This window comes from Treponema sp., from assembly GCF_024696245.1.
Taxonomy (GTDB): Bacteria; Spirochaetota; Spirochaetia; order Treponematales; family Treponemataceae; genus Treponema_D.
Genome location: NZ_JAILGZ010000041.1, coordinates 1 through 16,753, shown reverse-complemented (window position 1 = coordinate 16,753; position 16,753 = coordinate 1). Strand labels below are relative to the sequence as shown.

Below are 16,753 nucleotides of genomic sequence, written 5' to 3'. Positions count from 1 at the left end.
AGTTCAGCGAACTTTGCCTTAATCTTTGCAACATCTACACCAAGCTTAGATGCAAGTGCTGAAGCTTCAGCATCTGTTGCAGCCTGAATGAATTCGTTGAGCGGCGGGTCAAGAAGACGGATAGTAACAGGGCGTCCTTCCATTGTCTTGATGATTCCGTAGAAGTCTTTTTCCTGAAGAGGAAGAATCTTAGAAAGGTTCTCTTTGCGAGCCTCTGTATCTTCAGAGATAATCATCTTCTGGAATGAAGTAAGCTTTGGTTCATCAAAGAACATGTGCTCTGTACGGCAAAGACCAATACCAGCTGCACCGAAGCGGAAAGCGATCGGAGCTTCGTTCTGTTCTGCGTTAGCAAGAACACCGAATCCCTTAACTGTCTTTCCAGAAGCAGTCTTGCGTACTGACTTAGCGCGGATTTCATCTGCCCAAGAGAGGAATGTCTCGAGGTCGCCTGAAATCTGAGCTGGTACTACAGGAATAAGTCCTGCATATACTCTACCAGTTGAACCGTCAATAGAAATTGAATCACCCTTCTTGAATACTTTTCCACCGATTGTAACTTCGTCTTTTCCTGTGAATACAACTGCTGCACAACCACAAACACAAGGTGTACCCATACCGCGTGCAACAACAGCTGCGTGTGAAGTGCGTCCACCAGTTGAGGTAAGAATACCTTCTGCAACGTACATACCTGCAATGTCATCAGGTGATGTTTCTTTGCGAACGAGCATTACTTTCTTACCAGCCTTGTTCCATTCAACAGCTTCTTCTGCTGTGAATACAATCTGTCCACAACCTGCACCTGGTGAAGCGTTAAGAGCTTCTGCAATTGGTGTAGCTGCTTTAAGAGCTTTTGCTTCAAACTGTGGGTGGAGAAGCTGATCAAGCTGATCTGGCTTTACGCGGAGAAGAGCCTGTTCTTTAGTGATGAGTTTTTCACCAACCATTTCAACTGCCATGCGAACAGCTGCTGGACCTGTACGTTTACCGTTGCGGCACTGGAGCATGTAGAGTGTTCCTTCTTCAACAGTAAATTCCATATCCTGCATATCTCTGTAGTGCTTTTCAAGACGAGCACGGATTTTGCAAAGCTGGTCATAGATTTTTGGATTTGTTTTTTCAAGCTGTGAAAGGTGCTGTGGTGTACGGATACCAGCAACAACGTCTTCACCCTGTGCGTTCATAAGGTATTCACCCATGAATACATTTTCACCAGTAGAAGGATCGCGTGAGAAACATACACCAGTTCCTGATGTGTCTCCCTTGTTTCCGAATACCATTGCCATAACTGTTACGGCTGTACCTTTGATTACTCTTTCATCAATGTTGTTGAGCTTGCGGTATGTGATGGCACGTGGATTCATCCATGAACCGAATACTGCACCGATAGCTCCCCACATCTGTTTCTGTGGATCCTGTGGGAAATCTTCACCCTTTTCTTTTTTGTACATTACCTTGTACTTAGTAACGATTTCCTGAAGTTCTTCTGTTGTAAGATCTGTATCTTCTTTAATTCCGCGGTGTGATTTTACTTCGTCGATGATTTCTTCGAATTTGTCATGATCAACACCCATAGCAACGTTACCGTACATCTGGATAAAGCGGCGGTAAGCGTCCCATGCAAAACGTGCATTTCCTGTTTTTTCTGCAAGTCCAAGAACTGACTTGTCGTTAAGACCAAGGTTAAGGATTGTATCCATCATACCTGGCATAGATTCAGCGGCACCAGAGCGAACTGATACAAGGAGTGGATCCTTTTCATCGCCAAGTTTTTTTCCCATTGCTTTTTCGAGCTTTGTAAGATACTTAGCTACTTCTGCATCGAGGCCAGCAGGATACTTTCTTCCTAATTTGTAGTATTCCTGACAAACGTCAATTGAAATTGTGATTCCTGGTGGAACTGGAAGGCTCAAAGGAGCTTTTGCCATTTCTGCAAGGTTAGCACCCTTACCACCGAGAATTGGACGCATTGTTTCATTTCCTTCTGCGTCGCCATTACCAAAGAAATAAACATATTTGGTCTTAGCCATTAATGTCCTCCATATATATATGTAAAAAAGAGTATATATCTAATTTATTTGAGCGTCAACGAAATTGGCTTAAACAAGGGCTTTGCAAGGGTTTTGAAACAGATTTTTGTCTTGTGAGTGATAATGGACAATAGAGTTTTTTTTTATTAAAATAATTCACTATATATTGTGAGGGAATCATGCCAAAAATTGAAGTTAACGAAAATTTATTCTGGAACCTTTTAGGAAAAAAATACGACTGGAAAACACAAACTGAACTTTTTGAAAAAAAACTTACATTTGCAAAAGCTGAGCTTGATGAAAAACCTGATGAATCTGAAGCAGCAGATAAGCGTGTTATTAAAATAGAACTTAATGATACAAACCGTCCTGACTTATGGTCTACAGGTGGTGTTACAAGATGTCTTCGTGAACATGAAGGTGCAAAGCATTCAGATTATTCTAAATTTATGTCATGTAAGGGAAATCTTAAAGACACTGGTAATCGTTATGCTGTAGTAGATCCTGCACTTAAAGACATTCGTCCTTATATGGTTGCATTTGTTATTTCCGGAAAAGCAATTGATGATCCAATGCTTATTGATATCATGCAGACTCAGGAAAAACTTGCATGGAATTTTGGACGTAAAAGAAAGTCACTTTCTATGGGAGTTTACCGTGCTGCTGACCTTAAGTGGCCTGTTCATTATGTTGCAGCTGATCCTGATAAAACAAGTTTTATTCCTTTACAGGATGATAAAAAACAGACTCTTCGTGAAATTGTAGAAAATCATCCAAAGGGAAAAGATTACGGATGGATTTTAAAAGATTTCAGCAAGTATCCTGTTCTTAATGATGACTCTGGAGAAATCATGAGTATGTCTCCAATCATCAACAGTGCAACTCTTGGTCAGATTGAAGTTGGTGATAAAGAACTTATGGTAGAACTTACCGGTGATAATATGGAAAACCTTATGCTTGCTGCAAACATTGTAGCATGCGATTTCTATGATGCCGGTTATGAAATTCTTCCTGTAAAAGTTCATCATGAATATGAAACTGGATTTGGTAAGGATGTTGTTACTCCATATTATTTCCAGCAGACAACAGATGCCCGCCTTTCTGCAATTAACAAAAAGCTTGGTGTTAAACTTTCTAAAGAAGAAGTTTTAAAAGCTCTTGAATGCATGGGTAATAAAGTTTCTGTTACAGAAAAAGATGGAGACCTTGTATTTACAGTAAGTCCTGCTCCATATAGAAATGACTTCCTTCATGAAGTTGATGTAATTGAAGATGTAATGATCGGACACGGTCTTGATAATTTTGAACCTGTTGCTCCATCTGATTTTACAATTGGTCGTCTTCTTCCTATTACACTTTATTCACGCAAGGTAAAGAATATCATGGCTGGTCTTGGTTACCAGGAAATGATTTTTAATTATCTTGGTTCAAGAAAAACTTATATTGATAACATGAATGTTGATGAAAAGGATGTTATTGAAATTGCAAACCCAATGAGTGAAAACTATCAGTTCATCCGTCCGTCAATTATTGCATCACTTTTTGAAGCAGAAGCTCAGAGTGGAAATGCTGTTTATCCTCATAAGATTTTTGAAGTTGGAAAAATTGCCTTTATTGATCCAAGTGAAAATACAGGAACAAAAACAATTCAGTCTTTAGGATTCCTTGCAGCTTCTAACAATGCAAACTTTAATGCAGCTGCCAGTGAAGTAAGTACACTTCTCTATTATCTTGATCATAAGTATGAAGTTGTAGAAACAAATGATCCACGCTTTATTCCTGGTCGTCAGGCTGGAATTATGATTAATGGTAAACAGGCTGGTATTTTTGGAGAAATTCATCCACAGGTTCTTGAAAACTGGCAGGTAACAGTTCCATGTGTTGCCGGAGAAATTGATCTTGAATATCTTATGGCAAACGAACCAAAAGAACATGCTGAAGCTAAAACAAATGCTCCTGCACAGGCTGTAAAAAATAATGCTGCGCCTGCAAAAAAAGAAGAGCCAAAAGTTTTGTCTGGTGAAGATGCAGTAGAACACTTTGGAAAATACATTCAGCTTCTTGTAGCAAAAGTTACTAATATAGAAACAAATCCTCAGGGAGATAAGCTTTATATAGAAACTCTTGATGATGGAAGTGGAAGTCCTAGAATCATTCAGAGTGGTCTTCGTCCTTATCTTAAAGAAGAAGAGATTCTTGGAAAGCATGTAATTATTGCTGCTAACCTTGCACCACGTAAGATGAAGGGTGTTGAAAGTCACGGTATGCTTCTTGCTGCTGATTATGAAGAGGACGGAAAAGAAAAGGTTGAACTTCTTACAGCACCATGGGCTGCACCAGGAACACCTGTTATTCTTGAAGGTCAGTCTGTTACAGAAAAGCCTGCTAAGATTGACATTGACCGCTTCTGTAAAATTGATTACCGCATTGTTGAAAAACATGCACAGGCTGCAGGAAAAAATCTTGTTGCTGACGGTAAGCCGATTGTTACAGAAAAAACTGTTAACGGTGAGATTTCTTAAGTAATAAAATAAACGGGGATGTCTGAATAAGAGGCATTCCCGTTTTAATATTTTAAATTTATAAGCAGGAAAAGTAATGTTTACAAATCAGACACTGAGCGAACTTTTAGTTTTGTTTTTGCTTGTGATTGTTAATATAAGATTTTTTTTCGTAAGGAAAATTAAGTTTGATACCCTTTCATTAGTTGCTTTTATTTGTCTGGTAATTTCTATTTTAAGTGTTATTGCTTTTGGTTTAACTGTTGTTAATGCAGCAGTTCTTCTAGTTTCTTTTTTTTCTGCCCTGTGGAATTTTCGTGCATTTTACAGATTATGTTCCGGCCTTGTAATTGATCACTTTGGTTTTCTTTTTATTTTTTCTTCATTTTTGAATTTTTTATGCAGTTTATGTTTAATGGTATTCATTATTTATAATAGTGCTCCACCTGTAAAAGAAGATAAGTATTCAGTTTTGTGCAGTCAGGAATTTTATACTCAGTGTGATAATTTTTTCTTTAAGAAAGCAGACGGTCTTTTTGATAAAAAAAATGTTAAGTTGTGGAAAATACAACAGTGTAAGGATGGCTTTGTAAAAACAAGGGATAATAATCACTTAGTTTTATTTGTCGTTCCTGAAACTTCCAGACTTGATGTTTATAAATCATTCTTATTTAAAATGGCTAAGGATGGTTTTATTGTTTACGCAGCAGAAGTAGAAATTAATGATGGTCACTGGTTAAGCGGAATATATGATTTAAAATTCACAAGGAGTTTTTTCTCAAGAATTTATAAAATAAGGAAGCCTTATGAATATGAAAGTCTTTGTGCAGAAAATGAAGGTTTAAGAATTAAAAAATGTGCTGCCCTTCTTGATATAGTAAATCCTACAGTTGATGATACTGTTCATTTTATATTTGATGATGAAGCTTCGGTAATGACAAATGTTTACGAGAATTATCTTATGCCATGGGATACAGTTTTTGATTTGTCTTCTGTAAAAGCATATAAAACTTCTGGATATGGACCTGTTGAAAACACAGATTTTGTTTTTAGCAGAATATTAAAAGTACCTGTTGATGAGACCTGTTACATCAGCAGTCACCTTGCCACCGCTTTGGAAAAATTAGTATATTATTATCATGAGTAAAAAACAGTTTATCGTAACAAAGGTTCTTCCTTTAATTCTTTGTTTGTTTGTAATTATTGCAGATCAGGTTACAAAAAGTATTGTTGTAAAGAATATTCCTCTTCATGGTGATTTTACTGCTCCTATTGAAGAAAGAGAAATTACAGTTGCGGGAGATTATATTCAGCTGATTCATGTTCGTAATAATGCCATTGCTTTTAGTCTTGGTTCAGGACTTTCTGATACAGCACGTGTAATTCTTTTTAAGGTACTTGTCCTTATTGTAATTGCAGCTGTCTTTGTTATTTATTTTAGGAATAATGAATTTACAAAACTTCAGCGCTGGAGTATTTGTGGAATTCTTGGTGGTGGTCTTGGAAATCTTATCGATAGATTTTTCAGGCCGGCAGGTGTAGTTGATTTTATTGACTGCTGGTTCCCTAAAAAATTAATTGCAAGCGGAAGATGGCCTACTTTTAATGTTGCTGATATGGCTGTTGTAATTTGCGGTGGTCTTTTTATTCTTACATTTATAATGCAGATTATTCATGATATGAAGATGAATAAAAAAGCAAAAGGAAAAGCTGATGAATAAAAAATTATATACAGGAATTTTTGTTCTTATTGCTACAGTTCTAAATTTGATTTTTACTTTGCTTGTAATTATTGCCAGCATTACTCTTGGAACTTTATTTTTGCGTTATGTATTGAAGCTTCCTGATTCTTCTCAGGTATATGGTTATGTGGTTCTTGGATCCATGATTTTTGGAATAGTTCTTGCCTTTATTGTTTATACTAAAGTAACAACTAAACTGATTCAGAAATATAATATGGATGATAAGTTTGAAGATAACTGGTTTGGCCGTAAAAAGACTGATAAAAACGGAAAACCTGCTGCACCAAGAAAAACAAATATGCCGGATTCAGTAAAGCTTTCTGATGAAGAACTTGCTGAAAGGGAAAAGTGGGATTAAAAAATCTTTCTTTAAAATAAAAAAGCTGCCGGAAAGCGGAAAATAATTTCTGCATTTCTGACAGCTTTTTTTATGCTGCAAAATATCAATATCCGTCTGACATACTGCGGTTGATATCCCTCTGATAAAGTTCCTGATAGCAAAGACTGCGTTTTTTAAGTTCGTCTTTAAGGCTCTGAGGGAATGGCATAAATCTCCAGAAAATTCCACGAACTTCTTTTTCAAGTTTCTGGGTTCCGTTAGATTCTTTTGTCATCCACAGAATGTAATCTTCTATAAAGAACTGTTTGATATCACCTTTCATTTTGTGTTCTTCAAGGTACTGGTAGTAATGTCCGGTAAGTCCGTCTGTCATCCAGTCAAAACTTGCCTTTTCTTTTGCTACCTGCCAGCGTAAGTCGGCAACTGCTGTTAAACATGCTGTCCTTAAATCGCGGGGATACATTGGAATACAAATACGACCACGGCTGGTAATTCTGTTATAGCGGTCAAATGGTTCCCAACAGAAACCTGAATCTCCGTAAGTTGGTACAAGGAGAACATAAGGTACGATTCTGTGAGGAATATTTTTGTGGATACGGCAGAAACATTCTGGATCAATAGATTCAATCCAGGCAAGTTCACGAATAACGTTTTCCCTAAAGCCTGTATTTCTGTCCATACAATGGAAGAATTCTCTTGTAAATACCGGGAACTGATTACCCTGTCTACCACAAGTCATTTTTGCCATCTGACGAATAGTAGCCATTTCTCCGTTGATTTCTTCAAGACCAACATTTACTTCCTGGACCATTTCGGAAGATTTGCTGTCGAGAGAAACTGCTACGGATTTTGCTTCCTGATATTCTTTAATGTAATTGTTAAGTTCACGGTCAATTTTCTGAAGTGCATGGAAACGTTGTGAGATTTCTGCAAAAAGTCTTTTCTGAGAGTCAGAATATGGCTGGGTATGTGGTGAAAGACCAATGATTTCCGGATGACGGCATAATTCACTTATACGGTCTTTAACTTCCATTTCTAACTGAAGACGTTCAGATTCCTTTACTGTAACAAGGCTTTCTACACTCTGAAGTTTACCACTGTTTTTACTTTTGAGGGCCATAAGTCTCTGCTGTTCTGCAGCCGGGCCTTTGGAAGATGTCTTAACTTCGTCTGTAGCACTAGGTTTGAATTTTCCAGTAGCGATTTCTGCAATCCATTCATCCATATAAAGAATAGGTTCGTTGGAAGTATTCTTATAGATGGCTCTTGAGAAAAAGTCTTTGTGTTCCGGTGCAAAAAGAGAAGGAAGAACTACACCAAAACGCATGGCAAGGTGTTTACATTTAAGTGTATTTGGGTTTGCCATTTTTGGTGCAAGAGTTTTTACAAATTCCCAGTAGGCTGTAACCATCTGCTGACGATAAACTGTTCTGTCTTTTTTATCAGTACAGTTAAGGTATTTAACAAGAAGCTGGTGAAGTCTTTGAGAACTCTGCCCTTCTCCTGAAAGACACTTTTTATAATAGTTAGGATCGTCAAAATCCTGTGATGGTGTGTCTTCAAAAAATTTAGTGATTGGAGCAAACTGCTTTACATTAAGATCAGCTTCATGGATGCTTTTACTTCCTGTCGCAACAGGTTCTGCCTTCTTTTGTAAATTTTTAAGGGCAAGCTTTTGTTTTTCCAGTTCCAGATCAAAAGAATTATCTTCTACAACATTATTTAAGAAATTGTTTTGCTGGGCCTGAGCCTGAGCTTGCTGTTGAGGAAGACTGTCTTCTGTTTCTGCTAAAAGCGCTGCAATGCTTGGGTCTATTTCGTCACTCATAGCAGATATTATATCATGTTTTTATCTATTTTTCATCATAAGATGTCCTTTTTGGAATTAAGGGTACATTATGTAAGGCGGCATGATTATTAAACCAGATCTGGCATTTTTTTTAGCTTCTATTAAAACCATTTGTGGAGTTTTGTTTATTGAAGGATATATAAACTGAAGCCGTTTTGGTTCAAAATGGAATGTATTAAGTTGAGCAAAAATTTCGCTAAGACGTTCCGGCCTGTGAATCATAAAAAGAACTCCTGAGGAATTTAAAAGATAAGCCGCTGCTTTGATAACATCTTCAAGTTTGCATTTTATTTCGTGGCGGGCAATGTTAAGGGCCTGGCTGGTATTTTCTTTTACACCTGTATCGCCGGACTTCATGTAAGGTGGATTAACCGTAACAACACTTGCAGAGTTTTGTGGAAGAATAGATGAGATGGAACATATGTCGCCTTTTAGAATTTTTATCTGGTCGTCTAATTTATTCAGTTGAATATTTCTTTCTGCCAGTAAAAAGGATTCTTCCTGAAGTTCAATTCCATAAATTTTAGATTTGCATTTAGAGGCAAGAAGTAAGGGAATGATTCCGTTGCCTGTGCACAAATCTACAGTTATATCTTTATCATGAATTCTGTTTGCCGGCTCCTGACAGAATTTTACCAGAAGGAGGGCATCGCTTCCGTAACAAAAAAGTTTTTTATTTTGAATAATTGAAAAATCACAGTCCGGGAGTTTATCTATTTCTTCATTGTCATTTAATGTAATTTGCTGTTCTTTAAGATTCATATTTAAAACTATAAACAAAACTGCTATTCTTTGGGTAGTGGGTGGCTATGATTAAACGAACAGGACATGCGGATTTACCTCTTCATACAGGAGTTGTTCCAAGATGGCTGGCAGATAGAATGATGCTTCTTGGAACAGAAATTGTTGAGGCCCTTCTGATTAATTATGGTAAAAAAGAATTTCTCCGGCGGTTAAGTGATCCTTTATGGTTTCAGTCTCTTGGCAGCGTTTTAGGTATGGACTGGCATTCATCGGGGATTACTACCAGCGTAATGTATGCATTAAAAAGGGGAATCAATGCCAGGTCCAGAGAGTTTGGACTTTATGTTTGCGGCGGTCGTGGTAAGTTTTCAAGACAGACTCCTGATGAATTACTGGCTTTAGGAGAAAGAACAGGTCTTGATGGTAATGCCCTTGTAAAATCAAGTAAGCTTTGTGCAAAGGTTGATAACACAGCTGTTCAGGATGGCTACCAGTTGTATCAGCATAATTTTATTATTTCCTCAGAGGGTGACTGGTCGGTAGTTCAACAGGGAATGAATGTGGAAGCTAAAACTGCCAGAAGGTATCACTGGTGTAGTGCTAACTTACGTTCGTTTGTTGAAGAACCACATACAGGAGTTATTGGTGAAAACCGGGGAAACATACTGAATTTAACGGCAGCTGATGCCAGGGAAACAAGATCTTCTATCCTGGATTTGTCGAATGAAAACCCGGATACTACCATTCGTGAGTTAAAGGATATTATAAGATTGTCCAATCCACTTAAAAAAGATATGCCGGGACAACTCACTTTGTTTGAAGAAGAAGAGCCTGAGACAGAAGAAATTGTGCTAACTAACGGTAGTAGGAATTGCATAATGCCTGCTCATCATGAAGTAAGACCGGAAGATGTGGATTTAAAGCGTTTAGGTGGTGTACTGGCAACAGCGTATGAAAAGAATAATACTGATTTTGAAAGCCTGCTTTTAACTCCAGGTTTAGGTCCCAGAACACTGCAGTCCCTAACGCTCGTTAGTGAAGTAATAAACGGAACACCAAGCCGCTTTACGGATCCTGCCCGCTTTAGTTTTGCACATGGTGGAAAAGACGGTCATCCTTTTCCTGTGCCAACAAGAGTTTATGATGAGAGTATTGCAGTTCTGGGTGAAGCTATAGAAAAAGCAAAGCTTGGTTATAAAGATAAATCTGACTGTTTAAGAAGGCTTCATTCAACTGCCCTGCAGATAGAAAGAAACTGTTCTCCTGAAGCTGATTTTGATGCAACTATAAATCATGAAAATGAGCATTCAAAAGAATGGGGCGGCAGGACTTGTAAAGACAGGTAATAGATTTTTTAAAATCATTGCATTTATTTACTATAATATTTAAACTTCTCACTATATTTTTTTATGGGGTATAGTGATGACATTAGCAACCGTAGCTAAATTGATTGCCTTTGCACTTTATCTTGGCATGATGGTTTACGTAGGTTTCAGAAGCGTTAAAAAAAATAACAGCTCTTCTGATTTTTTTCTTGGTGGTAGAAAAGTAGGTCCGTGGGTAACTGCTTTAAGTGCAGAAGCAAGTGATTCTTCTGCATGGCTTTTAATGGGACTGCCTGGTCTTTGTTATCTTGGTGGTTTTAGAGAAACATTCTGGACAGCAATTGGTCTTTTAGCAGGTACATATCTTGCCTGGCTTTTTATTGCAAAACCTTTGCGCAAGTGTTCCATTACTTTTGGTGATTCAATTACTATTCCTGAATTTTTAACAAATCGTTTTAAAGATAAGACACATCTTCTTTCTGTAATTTCAGTTATCTTTATTGTATTTTTCTTTACAATTTATACAGCATCAGGTCTTGTTGCATGTGCTAAACTTTTTGAATCTGTATTCGGCTTGAATTATTATGCTGGTCTTGTAATCGGTCTGATAGTAATTCTCAGTTATACAATTCTTGGAGGATACATTGCAGTTTGTACAACAGACTTTATTCAGGGAACACTTATTTTTGTTGCCTTTATTATTTCTGCTGTAATAGCAATAATTTCTTTAGGCGGATTTTCTGATTCAGTAGAAAGCGTAAAGACTTTTATGGTTCGTGCTCAGAGCGGTGAGTTTGGTGAAGTTCTTAAATCTAAGTTCCTTGCAAATAAATATTACAGCGGAGTTTTTATTGTTTCGGCCCTCGCATGGGGTCTCGGTTATTTTGGTATGCCTCATATTATTGTCCGCTTTATGGGAATCCGTTCAAATGCAGAAATTAAAAAGGCCCGCCGTATTGGTATTTCCTGGATGCTGATTGCTTATATCGGAACATTTATTATTGGAACCCTTGGAACATCTTACCTTTATAAACATGGAATTATTCTTGGAGATGCAGTAGCAGGTTTTGCAACAGGTGATGCAGAAACAGTATTCAGTGTAACAATGAGCAAAATGTATCCGGCATTTATCGCAGGTATTTTCCTTTGTGCAATTCTTGCAGCTTCCATGAGTACAGCAGACAGTCAGCTTCTTGTTGCTTCTTCTGCATTCAGCCGTGATATTTTTAAGAATATTCTTTGTAAGAAAGCAAGCGAAAAAACTGTGTTGAATGTAAGCCGTCTTACAGTTCTGGTAATTGCAGCTGTTGGTTTTATTCTTGCACTTAATCCAAAGAGTTCTATTTTTAATCTTGTAAGTTATGCATGGGCAGGCTTTGGTGCTACATTTGGTCCTTTGATTCTTCTTGCACTTTTCTGGAAGGGAATTACCAACAAGGGTGCAATTGCAGGTCTTCTTCTTGGAGGAATTACTGTAGTTGTATGGCATGGTATTAGTCCTGATGTTCACTGGATCTTTGGAATTTACGAAATTATTCCTGGCTTTATTCTTAATCTTGCTGCTGCAGTTATTGTAAGTTTGCTGGATAAGAATAAAAATCCAGAAGTAATTGCTGAATTTGAAAGATACAAGGCTCTTGATGATTAGTTTTACTGATTGAATAAATAGCTGCCGTAAGGGATGATATCCTGAATGGCAGCTTTTTTTATGGAGAAAAAGATGAATAATCAGCTGAAAGAAAAGTACAATAAACTCAGGGAATTTTTTATTCAGGCGGGAAATGTTGCTTTAGCTTTTTCTGGGGGCGTAGATTCAACTTTATTATTGAAGGTGGCCAGTATTGTTTTAGGAAAAAATGTTACGGCTTATATAGTCAGGTCTGCTCTTCTCTCTGACAGGGAATATAAGGAAGCCCTGGATTTTTGTATAAAGAATAACTTTCAGTATAAGGTAATCGATTACGATTGTTTTTCTCTTGCTGAATTAAGGGAAAATAAAAAAGACCGCTGCTATTTTTGTAAAAAAAATATGTTTGGGCAAATAAAGAAATTTGCATTCGAGGCGGGGATAAATTGTATTTGTGAAGGAAGCAATACTGATGATACAAAAGATTATCGCCCTGGTATGAAAGCCATTGAGGAACTAAAGATTCAAAGTCCTTTAAAAGACTGCGGATTTTCTAAAGATGATATAAGAAGGCTTTCTAAAAAACTTAAGCTTAAGGGGTGGAATAAACCCAGCTTTGCCTGTCTTGCATCAAGGATTCCTTATGGTCAGGAAATAAATGAAAAGAAATTAAATATAGTGGAAAAAGCAGAAAACCTTTTGTTTAAAGCTGGTTTGACACAGGTAAGGGTAAGGCTTTGTGATCTGGTATCTGTAAGAATTGAAGTGTATATAGAAGAAATACCTCTTATTTTGAAAAAAAGACAGGAGCTTATAAGTGAATTAAAGGCCCTTGGACTTAAGCATATATCCCTGGATCTTGAAGGTTTCAGGTCTGGAAGTATGAATGACTTTATTGTTAATAGATAAGGATTGTGGATAAATACCCCACTTATCCACAGGAATTGTGGAAAACTAACTACTTTATCCACAGGTAATTCACAATATTTTAACTTTACGCTAATGATAAAAAAACGTAAAATATCAGCCTATGGAATTCACACAAGAACAAATGGACGCACTCGTTGTTAACGAAGTGGAAATTATGAAAAAAATTGCTGAAGAATTAAACATTCGTGTTCAGCAGGTAAGCGCTGTTATCAGCCTGGTTAATGAAGGATGTACAATTCCTTTCATTTCTCGTTATCGTAAAGAAAAGCATGATAATTTGAATGAAGTTCAGGTTACTGATTGTGATCACTTATTCAAATCATATAAAAATCTTGAAGAACGCCGCATTGAAATTATCAAGGGTATTTTTAATCAGGGTAAATTAACTGAAACTCTTTATAAGGCAGCTTCTGGAGCAAAAACACTTACAGAACTTGAAGACCTCTGGGCTCCATTCAAGAAGAAGAAGAAGACCCGTGGTATGGTTGCTCAGGAAAAAGGACTTGAACCACTTGCTGACTTTATTTGTGAAGACAATGATGAAAAAGCAGTAGAAGCTAAAGCAGCAGAATTTGTTAAGACTGATAATGAAGATGCAGCCCTTAACGTAGAAAGTGCAGAAGATGCTCTTGCCGGAGCTAAAGATATTATTGCAGAACGTATCTCTCAGGATACAAAAAACCGTGAAGCAATTCATGACCTTTATATGGAAACAGGAACCCTTAAAACTAAGGGCGTTGTTCCGGATGGTCAGGATGCAGAAACTGCAGAAAAAACTTCTACTTATAAAATGTACTGGGATTATTCTGAACCAATTAATCAGGTAAAGCCACACCGTATTCTTGCAATTAACCGTGCTGAACGTGAAGGAGCTCTTGAAGTTTCTCTTGATGTAGATGTTGATTCAGCAATTGCAGAAATTCAGAAAAGAGTTAAGCATTCAAACAAATATTATGCAGATGCAATCGAAGATGGTGTAGTTCGTCTTCTTTCTCCTGCAGTTCTTCGTGAAATCCGCAGTGATGAAACAGATGAAGCTGATGATCATGGTATTGGTATCTTTAGCGAAAACCTTAAGAATCTTCTTATGACACAGCCAATTAAAGGCAGCCGTGTTCTTGGAATTGACCCTGGTATCCGTACAGGTACAAAATGTGCAGCTCTTGATGAAACAGGTAAGTATCTTGGTTACTTTAAGATTTTCCAGGTACAGCAGCCGGAAGATGCTTACAAACAGCTTAACGATGCAATTGATAAGTATGACATTCAGGTTGTAGCTGTTGGAAACGGTACAGGTTCTCAGGAAGTTCAGGCAGTTGTTTCTAAAGTTCTTAGTGAAAACTATTCAGATGCAGATGTTAAATATACAGTTGTTGATGAATCAGGAGCTTCTGTTTATTCTGCATCTCCTGTTGCAACTGAAGAATTCCCTGAACTTGACCTTACTATTCGTGGTGCTATTTCTATGGGCCGCCGACTTCAGGATCCGCTTGCAGAACTTGTAAAGATTGACCCTAAGGCTATTGGTGTTGGTCTTTATCAGCATGATGTTAACCAGAAAAAGCTTAGCGAAACACTTGATGAAGTTGTAGGTTCAGTTGTTAACCAGGTAGGTGTAAACCTTAATACTGCAAGTTACATGCTTCTTAAGTATGTTTCCGGAATTAATACAAGTCTTGCAAAGAAAATCGTTAAGTATCGTGATGAAAACGGAAAGATTACCAGCCGTGAAGATCTTCGCAAGGTTCCAGGTCTTGGTCCTAAGGCATTTGAACAGTGTGCAGGATTCCTTAAGATTGCTGAATCAGAGAATCCTCTTGATAATACCTGGGTTCATCCGGAAAATTATCCTGTAGCTTCTGAGATTCTTCCTCTTGTTAAGTCTGGAGAAAAGATTTCTGAATCTGCAAAGAAAGAGCTTGCTGAAAAGTATTCAGTTGGTGAAACAACAATCAATGATATTATTGAAGAACTTGCTAAACCAAACCGTGACCCTCGTGATGGTTACCCTGCTCCAATTATGCAGAAGGGTGTAGTTAACTTTGAAGACCTTAAGGTTGGTATGAAGGTAACTGGAAAAATCAAGAACGTAGTAGACTTTGGTGCATTTGTTGATATTGGTCTTCATGAAACAGGTCTTATTCATATTTCTGAATTAAGCGATGATTATGTAAGCGATCCAATGGATGTAATTAAAGTTGGTGATGTAAAAGACTTTACTATTATTGAACTTGATATGGACCGTAAGCGTATTTCTCTTTCTCTTAAGAGTGATGCAGCTTCACGTGGAACAAGTGGTGCTTCTGCATCTACAGGAAAGAAAAAGATTGTAGTTGTAAAGAAGGCCGGTGCTGCCGGAACAGGCGCTGCATCTAAGGGCAGTCACTCTTACGATAAGGGAAGCCGTCCTGCTGGTCAGCGTCGTGAACGCCAGAATTTTGGCAGTGATGACGGATATTCATACAATCCATTTGCAGCTTTGTTAAAGAAATAAAAAGCAGGCAGACTAAATAATAAGCCGGACTTAGTTGAATTGTTTCAGTTAAGTCCGGCTTTTTTTTGTAAATAGAGGATGGCAGGTGTAAGCCCATGGGGGTTTGATAAACGTGCTGCTGCCCGGTATGAGTGTGCCAGGTTTTATACGCTGATAATTGTTAAAGTGTGCACAGGCCCTGGCCGCGGAATAGCTGGAGGATTTTGTAAAGGTCCGGGATTTTATCAAGCATGTATTCCAATGGTTCATAATCAGAGATGGCTGGATTTATGTTCCATAAAGCGGCTGCAAAAGACTGGGGTGTAAAGTTTTCGTTGAAGATGTTTTTTAATTGCTGAGGAATGGTTTCTTCAATAAGTTCACCCTTGTAGTTCCATATGAATTTATTTTTTGAATAAAGAATTTTTCCCCCAAGCCAGAAAGATTTTTTTAAGTTAACAGGCTGGGCAAATTTTTTGTCACGGTTAATTTCATAAAGTGCTATGGCTTTTTCTATTAAATCAGGTGCTATTGTTGGCTGTGGTGTTTTAAAATTAAACCACTTCCCTACACTCTTATTTAATCCTTCTCCATGCATCCAGTTTTGTAATGCAAGATTTAAACCTGGTCCAAATTTTTCTGATTTATTTTCACCTTCAAAATGTAAACCATTTTTTGCAAAGATTCCTGAGTTTTTAATTTCAATAGGTTTAAGTTCCTGGTGCATTCCATTTTTCCATTCATCATAAATTCTGGAATGTCTTGTAAGTACAAACTTATGCCAGAAGCTGGAGTCAAGAAGACCTGCTGCATATAACTGACGGAGGGTTTCCATAGAGTTAATAGTGTCCAGGTCTGACTGCTGCCAGTAGCCGTAAATCATATAGGCATGAACAAGGATACCGGCTTCTTTAAAGGCACAGCAGGCACTTACAATTGAGTTTAGATCAGTTCCCTTGTTTATTTCATCCAGTCCTGAACCTGTTGCAATTTCGATTCCCCCGCTGACACCAAGAAGGCCGCCGTAAGATAGAAGGTCAGCCATATCTCTTGAATAGATGTTTTCAAAACGGACATTGCCCCAGTAAGAAAGTTTGTTGCCTTCAGAAGCGTTTAATCTGGCAAATTCACAGAGGGCTTTTGGCGGTAATGCTTCGTCAACAAAATGAATGCCATAAACTTTTTTAGCATC

Annotated in this window: 12 protein-coding genes and 1 pseudogene; 9 read left to right on the top strand and 4 right to left on the bottom strand. The window is 37.6% G+C overall.

The genetic code is table 11. The features are described 5' to 3' along the window. Positions 1-2,030, bottom strand: a 2,030-nt coding sequence (ppdK, locus tag K6D58_RS02955) for a pyruvate, phosphate dikinase (protein ID WP_296827402.1), incomplete at its 3' end; no start/stop codon positions are given. Between the two features lie 179 nt (positions 2,031-2,209). Here ppdK and pheT point away from each other — a divergent pair. From pheT to K6D58_RS02930, 5 genes and pseudogenes are all read left to right on the top strand, one after another. Continuing rightward, positions 2,210-3,952 (top strand): annotated as a pseudogene (pheT, locus tag K6D58_RS02950) (phenylalanine--tRNA ligase subunit beta); the annotation flags it as partial. Further along, complete coding sequence (locus K6D58_RS11965; RefSeq protein ID WP_296827405.1) at positions 3,941-4,552, top strand: hypothetical protein; 612 nt, start codon at positions 3,941-3,943, stop codon at positions 4,550-4,552. The pseudogene pheT and the gene K6D58_RS11965, both read left to right, overlap by 12 nt. 76 nt (positions 4,553-4,628) lie before the next feature. Then, positions 4,629-5,678: a hypothetical protein gene (locus tag K6D58_RS02940; RefSeq protein WP_296827399.1), complete on the top strand. Its 1,050-nt coding sequence runs from the start codon at positions 4,629-4,631 to the stop codon at positions 5,676-5,678. Continuing rightward, the gene (gene lspA, locus K6D58_RS02935; protein WP_296827397.1) at positions 5,671-6,252 is read left to right on the top strand and encodes a signal peptidase II; all 582 of its coding nucleotides are present in this window, start codon (positions 5,671-5,673) and stop codon (positions 6,250-6,252) included. Before K6D58_RS02940 ends, lspA begins: the two co-directional genes overlap by 8 nt. Further along, positions 6,245-6,631 (top strand): hypothetical protein, encoded by a 387-nt coding sequence (locus tag K6D58_RS02930; protein WP_296827394.1) that lies wholly within the window; start codon positions 6,245-6,247, stop codon positions 6,629-6,631. Before lspA ends, K6D58_RS02930 begins: the two co-directional genes overlap by 8 nt. Positions 6,632-6,716: 85 nt before the next feature. On the opposite strand, the gene K6D58_RS02925 is transcribed toward K6D58_RS02930, so the two are convergent. Both K6D58_RS02925 and K6D58_RS02920 read right to left on the bottom strand, forming a co-directional pair. Then, the gene (locus K6D58_RS02925; protein ID WP_296827391.1) at positions 6,717-8,441 is read right to left on the bottom strand and encodes a hypothetical protein; all 1,725 of its coding nucleotides are present in this window, start codon (positions 8,439-8,441) and stop codon (positions 6,717-6,719) included. A gap of 57 nt (positions 8,442-8,498) precedes the next feature. Continuing rightward, a complete protein-coding gene (locus tag K6D58_RS02920) occupies positions 8,499-9,224 on the bottom strand; it encodes a tRNA1(Val) (adenine(37)-N6)-methyltransferase (RefSeq protein WP_296827388.1) in 726 nt (241 codons plus the stop codon). 47 nt (positions 9,225-9,271) lie between these two features. On the opposite strand from K6D58_RS02920, the gene K6D58_RS02915 reads away from it, so the two are divergent. The 4 genes from K6D58_RS02915 (at position 9,272) to K6D58_RS02900 (ending at position 15,582) form a co-directional block, all read left to right on the top strand. Further along, positions 9,272-10,552, top strand: a complete 1,281-nt coding sequence (locus tag K6D58_RS02915) for a DUF763 domain-containing protein (protein ID WP_296827386.1) — start codon at positions 9,272-9,274, stop codon at positions 10,550-10,552. Between the two features lie 76 nt (positions 10,553-10,628). After that, positions 10,629-12,179, top strand: coding sequence for a sodium/proline symporter PutP (gene putP / locus K6D58_RS02910; RefSeq protein ID WP_296827384.1), 1,551 nt, complete (start codon positions 10,629-10,631; stop codon positions 12,177-12,179). Between the two features lie 72 nt (positions 12,180-12,251). Further along, complete coding sequence (gene larE / locus K6D58_RS02905) at positions 12,252-13,067, top strand: ATP-dependent sacrificial sulfur transferase LarE (protein WP_296827382.1); 816 nt, start codon at positions 12,252-12,254, stop codon at positions 13,065-13,067. A 121-nt stretch (positions 13,068-13,188) separates the two neighbouring features. Next, positions 13,189-15,582 (top strand): helix-hairpin-helix domain-containing protein, encoded by a 2,394-nt coding sequence (locus tag K6D58_RS02900; protein ID WP_296827380.1) that lies wholly within the window; start codon positions 13,189-13,191, stop codon positions 15,580-15,582. Positions 15,583-15,742: 160 nt separating this feature from the next. On the opposite strand, the gene K6D58_RS02895 is transcribed toward K6D58_RS02900, so the two are convergent. Next, the coding region (locus K6D58_RS02895) for a radical SAM protein (RefSeq protein WP_486389747.1) at positions 15,743-16,753 on the bottom strand (1,011 nt) is incomplete at its 5' end.